The organism is Xaviernesmea oryzae (genome assembly GCF_900109605.1).
GTDB lineage: Bacteria > Pseudomonadota > Alphaproteobacteria > Rhizobiales > Rhizobiaceae > Xaviernesmea > Xaviernesmea oryzae.
This window is the reverse complement of the sequence record NZ_FOAM01000010.1, coordinates 195,317-212,597: the sequence shown is the minus strand read 5'-3', so window position 1 is coordinate 212,597 and position 17,281 is coordinate 195,317. Positions and strand designations below refer to the sequence as shown.

15 protein-coding genes and 1 pseudogene are annotated in these 17,281 nt (G+C 58.8%); 8 read left to right on the top strand and 8 right to left on the bottom strand.

Going from position 1 to position 17,281, the window contains the following annotated elements:
- The coding region (locus BMX61_RS14455; RefSeq protein ID WP_139198933.1) for an IS5 family transposase at window positions 1-361 on the top strand (361 nt) is incomplete at its 5' end.
- A gap of 173 nt (window positions 362-534) precedes the next feature.
- A complete protein-coding gene (locus tag BMX61_RS14450) occupies window positions 535-1,629 on the top strand; it encodes a PDDEXK family nuclease (protein ID WP_234794690.1) in 1,095 nt (364 codons plus the stop codon).
- Window positions 1,630-1,661: 32 nt separating this feature from the next.
- On the opposite strand, the gene BMX61_RS14445 is transcribed toward BMX61_RS14450, so the two are convergent.
- Both BMX61_RS14445 and BMX61_RS14440 read right to left on the bottom strand, forming a co-directional pair.
- Complete coding sequence (locus tag BMX61_RS14445; RefSeq protein ID WP_075628176.1) at window positions 1,662-2,924, bottom strand: type II toxin-antitoxin system HipA family toxin; 1,263 nt, start codon at window positions 2,922-2,924, stop codon at window positions 1,662-1,664.
- Window positions 2,921-3,151, bottom strand: coding sequence for a type II toxin-antitoxin system Y4mF family antitoxin (locus BMX61_RS14440; protein WP_075628177.1), 231 nt, complete (start codon window positions 3,149-3,151; stop codon window positions 2,921-2,923). Before BMX61_RS14440 ends, BMX61_RS14445 begins: the two co-directional genes overlap by 4 nt.
- A 370-nt stretch (window positions 3,152-3,521) precedes the next feature.
- Here BMX61_RS14440 and BMX61_RS14435 point away from each other — a divergent pair, with 370 nt between their 5' ends.
- Together BMX61_RS14435 and BMX61_RS14430 are read left to right on the top strand one after the other, a co-directional pair.
- On the top strand, window positions 3,522-6,872 hold the full coding sequence (locus BMX61_RS14435; protein ID WP_456119708.1) for a hypothetical protein: 3,351 nt from the start codon (window positions 3,522-3,524) through the stop codon (window positions 6,870-6,872).
- A gap of 2 nt (window positions 6,873-6,874) precedes the next feature.
- Window positions 6,875-7,585 carry a hypothetical protein gene (locus BMX61_RS14430; RefSeq protein ID WP_018095597.1) on the top strand — a complete coding sequence of 237 codons (711 nt, stop codon included), beginning with the start codon at window positions 6,875-6,877 and terminating at the stop codon, window positions 7,583-7,585.
- 28 nt (window positions 7,586-7,613) lie between these two features.
- On the opposite strand, the pseudogene BMX61_RS14425 reads toward BMX61_RS14430, so the two are convergent.
- The 3 genes and pseudogenes from BMX61_RS14425 to BMX61_RS25070 all read right to left on the bottom strand — a co-directional run bounded on the left by BMX61_RS14425 (window position 7,614) and on the right by BMX61_RS25070 (window position 10,342).
- Window positions 7,614-8,890 (bottom strand): annotated as a pseudogene (locus tag BMX61_RS14425) (type IV secretory system conjugative DNA transfer family protein).
- Between the two features lie 642 nt (window positions 8,891-9,532).
- Window positions 9,533-9,865 (bottom strand): hypothetical protein, encoded by a 333-nt coding sequence (locus BMX61_RS25075; RefSeq protein ID WP_234794694.1) that lies wholly within the window; start codon window positions 9,863-9,865, stop codon window positions 9,533-9,535.
- Window positions 9,866-9,868: 3 nt separating this feature from the next.
- Window positions 9,869-10,342 carry a hypothetical protein gene (locus BMX61_RS25070; RefSeq protein ID WP_234794693.1) on the bottom strand — a complete coding sequence of 158 codons (474 nt, stop codon included), beginning with the start codon at window positions 10,340-10,342 and terminating at the stop codon, window positions 9,869-9,871.
- Window positions 10,343-10,496: 154 nt separating this feature from the next.
- Here BMX61_RS25070 and BMX61_RS25440 point away from each other — a divergent pair, with 154 nt between their 5' ends.
- Complete coding sequence (locus tag BMX61_RS25440; protein WP_407703772.1) at window positions 10,497-11,231, top strand: hypothetical protein; 735 nt, start codon at window positions 10,497-10,499, stop codon at window positions 11,229-11,231.
- Here BMX61_RS25440 and BMX61_RS25060 read toward each other — a convergent pair.
- The gene (locus BMX61_RS25060) at window positions 11,114-11,596 is read right to left on the bottom strand and encodes a plasmid mobilization protein (RefSeq protein ID WP_234794689.1); all 483 of its coding nucleotides are present in this window, start codon (window positions 11,594-11,596) and stop codon (window positions 11,114-11,116) included. The two genes, BMX61_RS25440 and BMX61_RS25060, sit on opposite strands and share 118 nt — an antisense overlap.
- Complete coding sequence (locus tag BMX61_RS14410) at window positions 11,593-12,354, bottom strand: helix-turn-helix domain-containing protein (protein ID WP_075628180.1); 762 nt, start codon at window positions 12,352-12,354, stop codon at window positions 11,593-11,595. The genes BMX61_RS25060 and BMX61_RS14410 overlap by 4 nt, the downstream gene beginning before the upstream one ends.
- Window positions 12,355-12,950: 596 nt before the next feature.
- Here BMX61_RS14410 and BMX61_RS14405 point away from each other — a divergent pair.
- Entirely contained in the window at window positions 12,951-13,676 is a 726-nt protein-coding gene (locus tag BMX61_RS14405) for a DNA-methyltransferase (protein WP_139198931.1), read from the top strand.
- 53 nt (window positions 13,677-13,729) lie between these two features.
- On the top strand, window positions 13,730-14,773 hold the full coding sequence (locus BMX61_RS14400) for a hypothetical protein (RefSeq protein ID WP_075628182.1): 1,044 nt from the start codon (window positions 13,730-13,732) through the stop codon (window positions 14,771-14,773).
- Between the two features lie 211 nt (window positions 14,774-14,984).
- On the opposite strand, the gene BMX61_RS14395 is transcribed toward BMX61_RS14400, so the two are convergent.
- Window positions 14,985-15,434: a GatB/YqeY domain-containing protein gene (locus BMX61_RS14395; protein WP_075628315.1), complete on the bottom strand. Its 450-nt coding sequence runs from the start codon at window positions 15,432-15,434 to the stop codon at window positions 14,985-14,987.
- 637 nt (window positions 15,435-16,071) lie between these two features.
- Here BMX61_RS14395 and carA point away from each other — a divergent pair.
- On the top strand, window positions 16,072-17,280 hold the full coding sequence (gene carA / locus BMX61_RS14390) for a glutamine-hydrolyzing carbamoyl-phosphate synthase small subunit (RefSeq protein WP_075628316.1): 1,209 nt from the start codon (window positions 16,072-16,074) through the stop codon (window positions 17,278-17,280).
- The last annotated feature ends 1 nt before the right edge of the window (window position 17,281 follow it).

Here is a 17,281-nt window from a genome sequence, read left to right as displayed (position 1 = left end):
CTTCGTCCTGACGGGCGGAGAGGCTTCGGATTACAACGCCGTTCCGGACCTGCTGGCGATACCTGTCGGCAAGCCGAGACTGTTCCTCGCCGACAAAGGATATGACGGTGATTTCCTGCGCGAGGAACTCCTGATCCATGGGATCAGGCCAGTCATTCCGCCGAAGGCCAACCGTAAGAACCCGCCTGCCTGTGACTTCCGGGCATACAAGGATCGAAACCGCATTGAGCGGATGTTCAACCGCCTCAAGCAGTTCCGTCGCGTTGCGACCCGATACGACAAGACCCGAAAATCCTTCTCAGCATTTCTCGCCCTGGCTGCCGCTAAGATATGGCTGCCATACTCTGTCAACAGGACCTAAACCTGAAATTCAAGACGAAATAATTGAAACGCATTTAATTCGAACCAAGGCAACTGAACTGCTCGCCGCCGCAGCAGATCTCGGAAATGGTTCTCAAGATGTCGGCGTTGCCAGTTTGGCAGACAAAATTGCTGAGGACGTAAGGAAGCTCCTACAAGCAGTAGAACGCAAGCGTGACATTTCCACGGTACTTTCATGAGGATGAACGAAGTTGGTTATTGTGCATGAGCTCGCTTTACTCGATCGTTGACGGCAAACTGCAGCCAGCAACGCGCCGCGCCTTAATGAAGGAAAGCCTCATCGAGGATTGGGTGGCGGCTGATCCGTCGCTGCTGGGCCTGGATGCCCTCGTCATCGGCCGTCAGGTGCCGACCGACCACGGCAAATTCATCGACCTTCTGGCGCTGGACGCTTCGGGCGCGCTTATTATCATCGAACTGAAAAAGGACCGCACGCCGCGAGAGATCGTGGCGCAGGTGCTTGACTACGCCTCGTGGGTGCGCACGCTGACGACACCGCAGATTTATGAGCGTGCGGAAAGATACCTCCAGACACGCCTGGTCACCGCCTTTCGCGAGAAATTTGGCGAAGCCATTCCGGAGCAGCTCAACGGCAGCCACTCCATGCTGATCGTGGCAAGTGAACTCGATCCGGCATCGCGGCGGATCGTCGAATATCTGTCGGAAGAGCATGGCGTCGCCATCAACACAGTCTTTTTCAACGTCTTTGAGGCCAATGGCCAGGAATGGCTGACAACCGATTTCCTTCTCGATCAGGAAGAGGTGGAAGAGCGCTCAGAGCGCAAGGTTCGCCCGCCTTGGTCCGGCTATTATTTCGTCAATGCCGGTCTTGGCGAACATCGCTCCTGGACGGACATGAAGCGCTACGGCTTCGTGAGTGCCGGCGGCGGCGAATTCTACACCAAGCGCCTGGAGCAGCTCGCCGTCGGCGACGAGATATTCGTCTACGACAAGGGCAAGGGCTATATCGGTTACGGCGTGGTGACGAGCGAAGCGCAGCTCGCCTCGGACTTTATGACGCCCGATGGCCTCCTCTTTGAGCAAGCACTCGCCGAGCCACGAATGAAGCGTCCCGGCGAACCTGCTGACCGCGCGGAATATGTCGTCGGTGTTGAATGGCGCAAGACGGTGGAGCCATCACAAGCCAAGTGGTTCAAGGGAGCCTTCGCCAATCAGAACATCGTCTGCAAGCTGCGCGATCAGGCGACGGTCGATTTTCTGATCACGGAATTTGGGGTGGGCGGGTGAAACACCAGCTTGGCGGATCGTTTTTATTTTCGCTAAAGTGACGATCCTACCAACTGCGCGCGGCTCGCGATCAAGGTCGAGACCTGATTGATCGTAACCGGGTCAACGGCGCTTGGAGATAGCGATTCGCGCACTTGGGCTATCGTTCCACAGGTGGCATCCGTCAGCTCAGCAACTCGGCGGCGCACCAACGGTAAGCCAACACCGGTATCTTTCGAAAAAGCCTTCCAACCGTCGGCGTCCATTTCGGCAAGGGTCGCACGTCTCCCGATCCGCATAGCCATTTTCGGTGAGAGGTCTGGATAGGCCACGGTTGAAAGCAGGTCGTACAAAGGAGCCATTCGGGGCCCTTGGTCGTCATACAGAATCGAAAAATTCTTGCCGTGGGCGTCAGCATTTCCAACTATGAGATTAAAGATTGCTGCGTCCAGTAACTTCGCGATGTCCGTGCCCGGCCGTTCAGACACCCGCCGCAATAGCTCGAAGCAGTCCTTGAATGTCGGTCCGCCCTCGCTTGCATACTTCGTTTCAGGCGGCACACCAAGTGCTTGGCAAAAGTCTTCCTGATGTATGCGGCGAACCACGCCGTCGGCATCGCGGTAGCGATCGTATCGCTCGATCAAAAGAAAAGGGCGACCATTCGCGGACCACGGTTCGACGGGGGCAATGTCGAGGCCAACTGCTGCAGCGAGCCTCATGACGAAGGCTTCGTTTTCGGTTGTCCCTGGGAAGCGTGCGATCGGCGGCTTAAGTATGTGGGTAGTCGCCTGGCCGAGAACCGGAAGTGCGATCTGACCGTCGATTAGAACAAGCGGCACCTTGGATTGCGCGCCAGCCAGCGATAGCCTCAAGCCCTCTTGGCCGGCCAATAGCGGCCGGGTCGGAAGTGCGTCCAGTATCCGAACGATTCCGGCCTCATCCAGAGGTGCTGGTTGCTGATCCGCAATCGGTCCCGCTTCTGTGGGTTTCTGATCTTCCGGCAAAAGCTGAAGTGCGCCGGCAACGTCACCGCCTAAGCGATCAAGAAGCGCGAAGTCGTTCGCAGGTGAAACGCCCAATGCCTGCGCCGCAACAAGACGCTGGCTTTCCTCGGGCAACAGGCCTCCGAAAAATGGTCGGCATTCACGACGGGAAAAACGCTCTTGGCGCTTCGGGAGCGAGGCAGACAGCGGAAGAGTATTTTCGTCACGAAGCCAAGCTTCGGAGTAGGCAAAGCCAATATCACCGTGCCTATCCTGGGTGAATTGCCCGACAATACGACCATCCCACCAGACGTTGAGAACCCTTACCGTCATTTTCTACGTTCACCAGGTGTCAGAATATCAACGGAACAGCCGAGCGTTTGCAGAACCTGCAACACTTTTCCTATCTGAGCTGTCGGCTTTCCGGCTTCGAGATCGACAATGAAGCGGAGGCCGACCCCAGAAACGCCAGCAAGTTCGTCCTGCCGCAAGTTTTGCTCCTTGCGTGCGATACGGACCAGGGTGCCGATATCGGCTGGAGTTTTGATGCGTTTCGCCATTGCTCTTTTCCCGATCGGGAAAATAGCAGCGTAGTTGGTGTCTTGTCGATAGGAATTTTCCCGATCGGGAAAATGATGCCGCCGAATGACGCTCGTGCAGATAAATTTCCCGATCGGTAAATTGATGAGGGGCTAACCGATACCTTTGGATTTGCAGCTAACGGCTAACTGAACGAGATTGCAGTCTGACCCGGCTTTCTTAAAATAACTCAGCTTCCACACTGAGCGACAATGCCGCCTTTACAGCCAATATATGCTGGTGCGGCCCGATTGGAACTGACGGCGTCAACCCGCGCGGCCGTGAAATTATTCAACAGCGAGGCCAAATACGAATAGATGGTATAGTTGCGCTGATCAGAATCGTCGCTGCATGCGCGAATCCAGACCAAGCGCTTCGGTAAGCTTGCCCAAGTGTGACGCCCAATATAACTCTACACAAGTGTATGTATTCGCGCATAGTTGCATCGGATCGATGCAAGACATTTGGAGCCTCCCTGTGCCAATAATTCCTACAATTGATTATGTGCCTGACGGGCTGATCGCAGGGTTGGCGGACCGCGAAGTCTCGGTTTGGATTCGCGGCGTTGCGACCGGCGACGCGGAGCGACGTGAAATAGCGCGCATGCTCAGGCTTCCTTGGAAGCATGTCTACCTTGAGGAGTCGGACCCGATTTTGGTGGCCGAACTCGAGAACATGGAAGACGATCCGTACGTCGGCCGGCGTGGGTTCCTGCACGTCGTGGACAGCGACCCTTCGCGCATCGATCTGCCTCCGCGATCGCTACCAATCTTCCTTCTCAGTGGAAGAGACAGCCGGGGATCGCCGTTTGAGCAGCAGCTTCGGCGCATGACGATGCTAGAAGAGTTACGCCGTTCCAGCATCAGACAATTGATCGTGATCTCCAGTGGAGGTGGAGAACCGCCGCCCGGCGTAGGGGAGTTGTGGGCAACCGGTTTCAGAACGCGTCTCACTCTCGTCGACTCGGGGCCCGGGGCTCCGGAACAGTTGGGTGCTTGGCTAGAGAGAAGCGGCTCAGGACCAACGCCTTCGGTCGTTTTGATGCCCATCATTGCGTTTGCTACGTCGCTCGTCGACGCCTTCAACGCAGCCTATCGTGACGAGCGGCTTACGATCCGTCTACGCGACGAAACCGATGCGATCGGTGAGTTGGACCTCGCTGGTGTTGATGATCCCGAACGTCCGCTGTTGGGCAATTATGATGTAATTCTCGGTCGCGATCTTGGCGTCACCGATCCAACTGACCTCTCTGAAGATGCATTCAACGCCTTCTTTCGGGGGGAAGCTCGGGACTGGCGTGCTTTCTCGGCTGGCCTACCTTGGATACGAAGCGACGAGGCGTGGCAAGGGCTAAGAGATCAGCTCTGTCGTTTGGACGCGGTAGGCCCCTCAGAGAATTGCGTCACATATATATTGTCAGAACCGGGCGCCGGCGGGACTACGCTTGCCCGTCACCTCGCGTTCAGTGCAGCCCGCTCCGGGTATCCTACCCTAGTTGCAAAGGAGCTGCCGTTCGCGCCAGACTCGCTTTCGGTAATCAACTTTCTCACCCGGGCGAAGCAGCGCGCAGAAGATGGACGCAACAAAAATAAGTCCGTTGAGGCGCAAGATAACGATGGCGAGAGGCGCATGTACGAGACGCCCTGGCTGATCGTCTTCGATCGCATCCACTGGGAGTCCAGAGACGCCGAACTCCGTCGATTTCTTCAGCAGATTGAAAGAGCCGGACGACCGGTTTGCATCCTAGTCGTTTCTGGACCAATCCGAGAAGCAGGCTATTATGACACCTCTCGGTTTAATTTACTCTCCGAGCTCCACCACATGCTCGACCAAGATGAAGCCATCGAACTTGGGCGGCATCTGAACCGTTTCCTTCGCCATTACGGCAAGGAGCGACCTGATTGGCAATGGCGCAACTTCCAGGAAGCGCATTCCGTGCGTCTGCTCGATGGACTGGCAGCGTTCTGGATCACGCTAAGCTTCTGGCTTCAGACGCAATACGATCTCACGGAATCCATTCAGGAGTGGGTTTATCGGGCCTTCAAAGAACGGGTCGATACGCACGATCTGAAGAAGGCTGTCCTCCAAATAGCAGCGTTAAGCTCGGAGCGGCTGCCGATGCCCGAGACACTACTTGAGCAAAGCGCAGACGGTTGGCCACTTACACTTCTCCTTGACGACCACCGGTCAAGCCTTTCACCTCTTGGACTCGTTCGCCTTTCTGACGGTAGCAATAAGTACTGGGCACTGGCCCACGATATACTCGGTAGGCTGCTCATCAATGCCGTTTTTTACGATCAAAGCGCGCGTACCGCGCTGGGGCTCGGCGAAGCAACTGATGCAGAGCATTTACGGTTCCTGATCTTGCGAGAGATTTCCAGCAAGCCGTCACTCGGCGAGATCGACGGGATTAGGTACGGTGAGGAGTTTGCGACCACAGTTTTCAAGGTCGATCCAGACCATGGACGCGGAAGTTGGGTACATATATGGCGCGAGGTGCTCGCCGCGCTCGACCACATGCCGCAGGCTCTTCGCAACGGCAGCCGCGTTTTTCGCCATCATACAGCGATCTCCAGGCGCCGTATAGCGTGGCTCGATGCGGCCGCGTACGGTGTTTCCGACGCGGATCGCGTTTCGTTGCTCGAACGCGCGGTGGATGACATTGTTTACGCGCTACAGTCGATCGACCGCTCTCAGGACGAGGAGCCCGACGTTAATCTCTACAATTCGCTCGCCAATGCCTATTTCGACCTGGCTCGCGTGCGAGCAAAGCAAGGCGCGTCTCCAGAGGAGCTGGCGAATCTGAGGCGGTTGGCGGCGGAAGCAACTCGACATGCGTACGAGGAGAGCCCTTCAAGCCCGTATGTTATCGAGACGCACGTCAAGAGCCTTATCGCGTCGGCGGAGGGGGCGGGCGATGGTGCTGCCGCCTACTGCATTGAGGCACTGGAGATCGTGTACGCGGCCATCCGGAACGACCAGAATGAACTCCGGCGTCACGCACTGACAGTTTTGGCGGACCGTGTCGTAGGCATCCTTCTCGCTGGCAGTGCCGTTACCAAGCGACAGGGCGAACCCGATGGGCCTGCGGACGTTCTTGTTCGTGCATGGATCGCGCTTGCAGCGCCGCTCGGAGGGCGGGCACCATCATCGCTTGAGGAGGTTCCTCGCGACATACTCGACGCAGTCTTAGCGGAGTTGAACCATCCTGCGGGCGCTGGGAACCCACAGGTTCTTAGGTTCAAGTACCTTGTCCTTGTGGCGATTGCACCATTTGATTTCGTGCGCCAGGCAGAGGTGTTGGATCAGCTGATTGCCAGCGACTACCGGCTGTCTCCGCAGTTGAGGCTGGAATATGCGTTGCTTCTGTTTCAGCTCATGCGGACTGATGAGGCCGATCGCCAGTTTCGCGCCCTCAGAAAGCTTTGGCGCGAAACGGACATCTTCGGTCAAGTTCCAGAGCGGCTGCGCTGGCTTTTGCAGCCTGGCGACCATCGGCCCCGTGTTGTAAACGCCGTTGCGGCTTACGATCACGGTCATCGTGCCATGGCTCGCGTTCGAGAGTTTGCGCGCTTCGATGTACCCTATCGTCCGCAGGAGTTTGGGGTGCGTGAGCACACTCCTGGAATGGTGTTCGCTGCACACGTTTCATTTGGACACAACGGCGCCTTTCTGCGTCCTGTAACCGCACGGCCGCACTAATAATGACAGCGGAGCCAGATTTTGTAGCGCGCTATGCGCTTTCTCAGGGCTGGGGTTTGAAGCCGAGGACGATTCTCGTCGAAGGGACATCCGACGTCGCATTGTTCGGCTTAGCAGCCAGACTGTTTCATCGTTCAACTGGCAAGGATCTGCTTGGTGATCTTGCGGTCCTCGCCGCTGGCGAGGGCGATCGAGGGGGGACACATGGCGTGGTCCGCGAGCTCGTCACCATGCGCAATCTTTCTCGCGCCTACCTCTCACCAGCCGGTCGGCCGGTCTATCGAGTGATCGGGTTGTTTGACAATGATGTCGCTGGACAGAAGGCGGTAAATGGTGCCCGAAGCGTTGATGCCAGTATCATCGAGTATCGAGATGTCTTCCGACTCCGGCCGACAATGCCGATTGGAGGAAGCTTAGATCCATTAGCTCTGAAACGGAGCTTCGAGGAGCGCAATGAGGCATACAAGGGTCTCAATTGGGAGCTGGAAGACCTGATTGGCTCGGCGCTAATGGAGCTTTTCCTACATGAGAATCCTACAGCGTTGATCCGAGAACATGTCATGTCCGACCGCACGCATCGGGAATTGACCCGTGATGGAAAAAGCCGATTAGTAAGGTTTTGTCAAACCCATGCTGACTTGGCGAGCTTGGATGATTTGGTTGCAACCCTCCACGCACTCCGACACTATCTCGTGCTGCCTTCTTTGGTATGACGGCAGCTGAGACGATCGATGGCCCCTTTCACAGGACCATCGGGTTCCGATCCAGCTTCCCCCGATATGCCGGATGCCTGTGCGAGACGATCGCGTCAACCAACGCAGGAGGTTTCGAGCCCGCCAGCAACAGCATTTTGCCGGTCTTCATTTCCAGTATCTGATCTGCGGTCATGAGTTTCTGGCGCTGCTCAGCAATTGAGGTCTTGCGGCTCTCGCCGAATTTCGCGGCGGATTGCTTGCTACGGGTCAGCACCGTCTGATCACCAAGGGCGTTCGCGGCCCAGTTAGCGGTTTCGAATTCGGCGCGGCCGAGACCGAAAATGCGGGTGGTGACGCAAGAGCCGACAATGCTGGCGGTGTCGCCCTTGCCATAGACGCTTTCGATTTGCCCCTTGTCCTGGGTAATGAACAGCGCCTCGATGCCGCAGCCGGCGGCGACGTTGGCGATGTTGATCAGCTTTTCCATCCGGCCGAGACGGACAAACTCGTCCAGCACCAAGAGCACGTTCTTTTTCGGCTTCTTGGCACCCTCCAGGCGCACGGCCATGCCGAGAATGATGTTCGTCAGCAGCCGGAGAAAGACCGCCTGGGCGTCAACCTGGTCGAGCGGCACGACCATGAAGAGGTCGGCACGGCCCTCGAACAGGTTTTCGAGCGAGCATGTGGAGGTGCTGAGAAAACTACGCAGTTCGTCGGAGCGTGCCCAATCGAATGCCTTCTTGATCGTCGTCTTGATCGCACCGCGCTCGTTTTCGCCGGCTGCGAGGAAGGTGGCGGCGGCTGCGGCCGGACGGGTGCCGAATGTCTCCGGCGCACCGGCCCATTCCGTCAGTGTCTTTTCAAAGCCGGCGGAAAACAGCAGGTCCATGACGGTGATCAGGTTGCGATCGGCTTCGGCGCGCCTGGTCATGATGACCTCGATCACGGCCGCAATCATGGATTTCGCCATTTCGGCAAAGTGCGCGCCGTTTCCGCTTTCCGGCCGAACAAGACCCTCGGCAATGACCTCGATATCGCGGACCAGGTGCGCTTGCCGGATATAGTCGAGGGGATTGAGACGATCCTTCAACGGCTCGATGACGCCGAAGGGATTGAGAACCACAACCTGGCGCCCGAGCGATCGGCGATAGCGGCGCGTTACGGCGAAGTTTCGCCCTTGATGTCGAGGACGGCGACCGGCCCGTCATGGTCGATGATGGCGGGAATGACGACGGACACGCCTTTCCCGGCGCGGGTCCCGGCGATGGCGACATGATGGCCGGCACGCCATCCGGTTTTAGGGTTGGGGCGGTAGCGCAGCATTGCGCCGCCGGAGAGACCGAGCGGCAGGCCGCTGTCGTTGTGCCGGAGCTGGCGCAACTCCTGGCGATTCATCCATCGGGCGCGCCATGGGCCTTGTTTGGAAATTCGGCTTGACGAAGCGGGGACGGCTATCGAGATCGCTCGCAGAATGAGGAACAGCGGCACAGGCAGGCCGATGGCGAGGCTGGTTTGCACACCAAGTTTCTGCGCCTCTGTGAAGCTGTCCCATGTCGAAACCATGCCTCGGATGCTCTCGATTCCGGAATAACCGGCATTTCGCCAAGCCTTGAAGCTGTCGAGCAGGACGCCTGCCGCAATGGTCGGGTCGGTAAGGGCGAGAGCAGACGCGGCAAGGAGGGCAGCCCCCACAGCTAGGCCCGACGCGCTGCGGATGCGGCCCTGGGTGTCTCCCACCAAGGTCAGCAGCGCAAACCCGCAAAACATGACTAGGATCGCGGCGCGCGCGTTTTGGTAGATGGGTTGCCAGAACAACGGCGCTGTCTCCATCAGCAGGAAACCGGCCGCCACGACGGCAATGGAAAGGGCATAGCGATAGGGCTGAATAATCAAATTCATGGCTCGAAACTCCGGACGGAAATGAGGATCAGTTGCGGCCGCGACTTGGCGCAGGCGGTCGGGCTGTCACGTTGGCGGCGCGACCGCCTCCAGCATCGCTTCGGCTTGCTCCAGCAGGGCGAACGCTTCCGTCAGCTCGGTCGAGGCCGTGTCGCTGGAAGGATTGCCGGAGGCGAGCCAGGCGTTCATGAAGGTAGCCTGTGACGCGATGAGCGATTTCAGCGATCCTTCCAAAGCCCATTGCCGGCTTTCGATCATGTCTGTCGAGCGTTTCTCCAGCGCCTCGAATTGCGCGGTCCCGCTCTGCAAGGTGTTCATCAACGTCTCGACGTAACCCAGCAATTCGCGCTCCAGCGGCGAAAGGCTCTCGGGCATCGGTGGTTTGGCGGTCTCGGTCATCGGTCAATCTCCCTGGGCGATCTTCAGGCATGGGGTTTTGGCGGTCCCGGCCTGACAGGTGATCAGCTGAAGGCGGTTGACGTCCCATGTCAGGACTTTGCCGTTGCCGGTCTGGTTGATCTGCAAGCCCATTTGCCAGAGGCTGGCGCTCTGGGCTCGGTCGATCATCAGCCCCGCCCAAAACCAACTCGCGGTGAAGCTCAAAAGGACGATCAGCAACGCCACCGCGCCCATGGTCAGGAAGTACGGCTGTACCATCGACCGGAGCCGGTTCACGTCCGCCTCGGTCGTCGCCAGTGCCTCGCTCAAGTGCTGGCGGTTCGCGGCCGTGAAGCTGCGGATATCGGTCTCGATTGTAGCTTGCGCGCGCTTCAAGGCTTCGCTCCAATCGGTCTCGAAGCTCGTCGAGGGCGATGGCGTCGAGCCGGCTTCCGGTGCGGGTGGGCTCGCCAGCCGATCTTTCAAGCGCTCGCTCAAGGGTATTCTTTCGGGTCCAGTCTTCACGGAACAGGTCTCCTTTCAAACGCCAGCGCTCGTCGGTCTCTGGGTCGCGCACGGTGATGTAATTTTTGCCGGCGCGCGGCAGGTCGAAACCCGCCGCCGTCAAGGCTTCGGTCATGCTCGGACGGTCATGGATGTCGCCGGTCTCGATGCGCTGGACGATCCAGTCGTGAATCAACTCACGGGCATCGCCACGCCTGACGCTCTCGATGAGGCTGACGGTCTCACGGGCGCGCTCCGGCGCCATCGGGTCGTTCCAGCCGTGTTCCTTGTTCAGAACATCGCGCAAGGCGTCATAGTGCTTCTGGTAGCCGGGCGGCGCGATGTTGAGGCTGCGCCCGCTCGCAAGCTCCATGCGCGGCGTCACGAAATGCAGCTCGACGCGGCCCTCGTGGGTGTGGCGGACCCAAAGCATATCGCGCTGGTCGGCTTCGAGGCCGGCAAAGGCAAGGCTCTCGAAGGCGTCCATCACCCGCCGTTGCTGGGCAGGGTTCGGCGCGTCTTCAGCGGTGAAGGCAATGACGCCGGCTCGATAGGTCCACTGGTGCGGGCAGGCGTCGATCAGCGCGCGCATGCGGTCTGCATCGCCGCGCAGCACTTCCGGCAGGGGCTCGCGGGCAAACAGCATGATCTCGCCGCGCTCGTCACGGATCGCGTTGCGGTTCTGGTCGTAAGCGACGACGTCGCGCTCGACCAGGTAGTCAACCGGTCCCGATCCGCCGCCCTGGCCGTTTCGGAAAAACTTGATCAGCACGGCGCGCCATCCTTCGCCGTGAACTGCTCTAGGGTTTCCGATAGCGCCCGCTCGATGGCGACCAGGCGCGCGGCAATCGTGATAGCGTCGATGGCGGGCAACTGGCCCTGAGCCTGGGCCGTGTTCAGCCATCGGGCGATCTGGTTGAGGTTGCCGCCGATCTGCGCGACGGCTCGCACCAGCTCCGGGTCCACCCTGGGGACCGGACGGCGACGGCGCGCCTCGGTGAGGCCGAGCGCTTCCCGCATCAGCGTGGCGAAGGGCAGACCGGCCCTCGCTGCGCGGGCGGTCAGCGCCTGCTTTTCCGATGCCGAGCAGCGGAAAACCACGACGGCATTGAGTTCGCCTTTGGGCGATCGCCGCGTGCTCTTGGTGGGGTTTGAAGGGGAGGCCTGCCTCCCCTCACAAGGCTCCCTGTCGGACGGCTCGCCGTATGACAGGGGTCGCCTTGCTCCCTTCAAATCGCCAGCCGTCATGACGCCCTCCGAAGGTCGGTTTGTCGGGCTGTTTCATCGGCGATGTGGTCACGGCGGCGGCTGAAGAAAGCGATCCAATCGAGCGCGCTTGGGCTTGCCTCGTCCGGTGGCCAGTAGCCGGGCAAGGCATACCCCGGCTTGCCGGTTTTTACCGTTCGAAGGCCCAAGGCGTTGATCGAGGGAAAGCCGTGATGGCGCAACCAGGAGCGCCATTGCTCGACCTGATCCGCCTTGGTCTCTGCCACGAAAACGAGCGGGACGGCTCGCCGCGTCTCGACGCGCGGCGGGGCGTCCTCGCGCGGGTTAGGTTTATATATTTTTTCTTTCTCTAAGTTTGGTGGACATATTTGTCCCCCTTCGCCGGACACATCTGACCGCCTTTCCGGACGATTTTGACCGCCTTTTTCAGGGTAAAGGGTGACAATTTTGTCCGTCTTTTCGCGAGCCTCCGATGCGCGTAAAATCGATGCCGCTGAGGGACGATATTCTGTGTTGTGCCCGACGCCATTTCCGCGCTCGACCTCGAACCATCCTTTGACATCAAGTTCACGGACGGCGCGCTGAATGGTCTTGACGCTCTTGCCGGTCGCGTCGGCAATCGTTTGATAGGACGGCCACGCCTTTTCGGTGTGGCCGTTCATATGCGTGGTGATGATGTAGAGCGCCACGGACCGCGCGCTGTCGCTCAAATCCCTGTCGCAGCTCAACTGCTGAAGCCATTGCAGCTTCACGTCCCGAAATGGCCGCGTCCCACTCATGCGCGCCTCCCTGGTCGCAATACGACCGGGAAAGAAGTGCCGGAAACGGCCGGAAAAAGTGGGACGGCGGCTTTACTAAACCATTGATTTTTATAAAATGGGGTCTTCGTCCCACACAGGGTTAAGTTGCTGATTTTCTTGGAATTCGGCAGGCCCTCCGGGCCCACCAACACGTCTCTTACCTCAATAAAATCAATGACTTAGTCCGCGACAAAAGTGCTCAAACTGGCATTTTGGAGGTATTCAGAGGGCAAAATACCCTTTCGGTTTGGGGTAAGATACCGTCAGGTGTCCGCCAGGCAAGTATAGTTCTGGGCGCGTCGGCAGCGTTTCTCAGGCTGAATCTATAAGTGGGATCATACACTTACGCGGCAAATGAAACTCGCATAACCGCTGAGTATAGGCTAGGTAAAACTTCCTGACGGTTGTGGGTTCGAGTCCGAAACATTGCGGGTTCGATTCATATTGAAGTATTCAACACGACGTTGAATTGCTTTTCTCTGTTCAACATTGTCTACTGTAGAGAAATTACCGACTTTGAGAGAATCAAGTTTGCGTATAAGCCCCAGCTACTTCTCGTTGACTGCTTAGACCGGATGCAGGAAATCCCTGACAGCTCTGTCGACCTGGTGCTCACCGATCCGCCCTACGGCACAACCGCCTGCAAGTGGGACGCTGTGATTCCGTCTGACGAGATGTGGTTGCAGGTGAAGCGCGTGCTCAAGCAAAATGGGGCGGCAGTGTTCACTGCGTCTCAGCCCTTTACGAGCGCCCTTGTGATGAGCAATCCTCGTCAATTCAAATACGAGTGGATTTGGGAAAAGAGTAAAGCCACAGGTTTTTTTAAACGCAAAGTTGCAGCCGCTTCGGGCGCACGAGAGCATATTGGTCTTCTCACCGGCACGGACGCCATATTTTCCCAACATGGTTCAAGGTGCTGCTTACAACAAAGGTTTGCGCAGGTGGAAGTCAGAAGTGACGGGGAGCGTTACCCGAGGAGCGTCCAAAAGTTTAGGACTGCCGAGCGAGAAGGCGGTTTCCATAAAACACAAAAACCAATCGCACTGATGGAATACCTGATCCGAATCTACACCAACGAAGGCGAAACGGTTCTGGATTTTACGATGGGCTCCGGCACCACCGGCGTGGCTTGCGCCAACACAGGTCGCCGCTTCATCGGCATTGAGCGAGATGAAAATTATTTCCAGATTGCCAAGGATCGCATTGCTGCTGCGCAACCAGCGACAATCGCGCCGGTACCAGACAACGACAATATTCAGAGCCCATTTGAACGGCTTATCCGCAGTATTCTTGCAGCCTGATCTTCGTCGAGCGCGGCGTCTCTGGTAACCTTGCGTAACAAAACGGAGACGCCATGAACGGATTGAGTCGACTTTGGGCAGGCAACATTTACGGCACGAACACCGGCAACGTGTTTGTGGAACTGGATTCGGGCGAGCAGGACGGCCTCAAAGGTCTGATCCGAATCCAGGATCACCTGTTCGGTTTGGCGCTCTACGATGTTTCGGGCAAGTTCGACGGCAAGACACTCACGCTTCGTGGGCAGGCGAAGCAAGGCCCGGACGGCATAGAACTCGGCGAAGTCGAAATTGCAGGAACCTTGACGGAGAACGGCCAGATACGAGGACGCTGGTCATCCACGCTCGGAACTGGTGGCACATTCATTCTTCACCCGCATGACCAAGACCAAACGCCGCCCAAACAGGGTCCGTCCCCCGAGCGGTTACATACGGCTGTCCGTGAAATAGGCGCTGTGCGCCTCTACGCCGACGACGTGAAGCATCTCATTCAGTTCATGGCGAGCGACTTCGGCCATCAGACTGTCACCGTCAGCTTTCGGGAACGGCGCACCGAGACGAATATGTATGCCGTGGATTTCCTGACGGACATCGAGCGGCTGGGTGAGCAGCGCTACCTGCGGCTTTTCATTCAAGAGCCCGATCTTTTTGGCGTTAGCAAACTGGTCGTGATCGAATTGAATGCCGATGGCGAAAACCAAATTCGGGTTCAGGGCGCTCAAGAAAGCTGGGTTACAGGGAAAGCAGAGTCCCTGCTCGCTCACATGAAGGGTTTCGAGAAACCTTTGGCAACGTCTGTGCGGAAGTTCGGCCTGAACGTGAATGGCCTCATGCTTCTGTTCGTCGTGGCGCTAATCCCAGACCTAGACTTTTGGGGACGAATCGCATTCTTGGCAGCCGTGGTAGCGATCGCCACTGTGATTGTGCAGCTGCACAAGAGGCTCATTCCGAATACCGCAGTCTATCTCAGTCCGCGCAAGCCTAGCGCTATAGCGCGAGCATGGCCTACTACGCTATCATGGGGCCTTGCGTTTACCTCGGCCTTAGTCGCCGCTTTGGCATATGGCCTGATCAAAGGAGAGATACCAACACCGTGGTGAAATAGGTGGGGTATCCTGAGGGGTATCGAAGGCATTCAGGGGCAAAAAGGTCAATGATTTCAATGCTTCACGGTTGCCTCCGGGCCCACCAAAACGACACGATTACATATACCTAGCCAGAAACTGGCTAACCATATTATCGAGAATTGCACTCAACACCGGCCTTGCAAAAACGCTCTGGCCCCTCCCCAGGCCAGCCGCCTCATATCCCCTACTTCAACAGCTCCTTCAACACCCCTGAAGCCTTCGAAAAGTCCATCTGGCCGGCGTGGCGCTCTTTGAGCAGGGCCATGACCTTGCCCATGTCGCGCGGCGACGCGGCACCGGCGTCGGTGATCGCCGTCTGGACGACCTCGCGGATCTTGTCCTCAGAAAATTGCTCGGGCTGGAATTCGCTGATGATGGCGATTTCCTCGCGTTCCTGGGAGGCGAGTTCGGGGCGGCCGGCATCGTCGTAGACGCGAGCGGATTCCTCGCGCTGCTTGACCATCTTGGAGAGGATCTGCAGCACCTCCTCGTCGCTGGCCGCGCCATTGCCCACGCCGCGATTGGCGATATCGCGGTCCTTCAGCGCGGATTGGATCAGCCTCAGCGTCGAGACACGCTTGGCATCCTTGGCCTTCATTGCCGTCTTCAGGGCTTCGCTGATCGCGTCACGCATCGTCATGATCCTTTCGTCTTTTCGCAAGGCCGTTCGCCGCCGGGTTTGTCAATCCCATCGGCGCAGCCGTTCTGTTCTGGAAGGGCGGCCTGCTGGCACGCACTCTTGGCGCGTCCGGCGGACGCCGCTGCCTTGCCTTCTCTTTAGCCGGAACGCCAGCGCGAAGGCAAAGCCTCTCTCCCCGTCATATAGGCTGAGGGTGCGCCCTTCCCAAGTCGGACGGCGCTGTCGGGCGCGGAGGACATACCGCACTCTGCCTGGGATCGGAACAGTCTCACCGGCGCAAGCAAGGAACGCATGCGCCCGTCGCGGCGGCGCATGCCGTCGGGCCCTCGCCTAGTGCTTTTCCTCTGTGCATGTCGTGACATGGCTGGCATAGGATAACACGTGTATTCGGCTGGCTCGGGGCGGCTCTATTTGGTCGATAGCGGCGCCCGCGCATCCTGTCGGGGTTGACCCGTCTTTTCCCAGGGTTTATGCCCGGCACCTGCACGAAATTTGCCGAACAGGCCTCGAAACCCTGCGGAAGCGCAAGCCTCCTGCCGCTTCGGGGCGCTTGGCGCGCGGGCTTTTCAAGGCGCGATAGGGCTTCATGAGGGAGCCCGCCGCCGCCCGCCGGAACGGGATGATCAAGACGATGAGCGCGACGAGCCCCTGGACGACTGAGACGCCGACTGCCCTTCTGGTGCTTTCGGATGGAACCGTGATCGAGGGCAAGGGCGTGGGTGCCACCGGCGCGGTCGAGGCCGAGGTCTGTTTCAACACCGCGCTGACGGGCTATCAGGAGATCCTCACCGACCCCTCCTATCTCGGCCAGATCGTCACCTTCACCTTCCCGCATATCGGCAATATCGGCGCCAATGACGAGGATATCGAGGATCTGACGCCCGCCGCCCGGCGCGGCGCGGTGGGTGTCATCTTCAAGGCCGATATCACCGACCCGTCCAACTATCGTTCCGCCCAGCATCTCGACCAATGGCTGAAGTCGCGCGGCATTATCGGCCTGTCCGGCATCGACACCCGCGCGCTCACCGCCTGGATCCGCGAGCATGGCGCGCCGAATGCGGTGATCGCCCATGATCCGAACGGCAATTTCGACATCGAGGCACTCAAGGCCCGCGCGCGCGGCTGGAGCGGGCTGGAAGGGCTCGATCTCGCCAAGGAAGCGACGTCAGGCCAGTCCTCACAATGGACGCAGACGCCCTGGGTCTGGAACGAGGGCTACGATGAGGCGAAGCCCGAAGAGGCCGCCTATCATGTCGTCTGCCTGGATTACGGCGTGAAGCGCAACATCCTGCGCCTGTTCACCGGGCTGGACTGCAAGGTCACCGTGCTGCCGGCAACGGCCAAGGCCGAGGACGTTCTGGCGCTGCAGCCCGATGGCGTGTTCCTGTCCAACGGCCCCGGCGATCCGGCGGCAACGGGGGACTATGCCGTTCCGGTGATCCAGGAGCTGATCAAGACCGAGCTGCCGATCTTCGGCATCTGCCTGGGGCACCAGATGCTGGGCCTCGCCTTGGGCGCCAAGACCGAGAAGATGCATCAGGGCCATCATGGCGGCAACCACCCGGTCAAGGATCACACCACCGGCAAGGTCGAGATCGTCTCGATGAACCATGGTTTCGCGGTTGCCTCGGATTCACTGCCCGAAGGCGTGGAAGAGACCCATGTCTCGCTGTTCGACGGCTCCAATTGCGGGTTGCGGATGAAGGACAAGCCGGTCTTCTCGGTCCAGCACCATCCGGAAGCCTCGCCCGGTCCGCAGGACAGCCACTATCTCTTCCGCCGCTTCATCAACCTCCTGCGTGAGAAGAAGGGCGAGGAAGCGCTGCCCGAGCGGGCTTGAG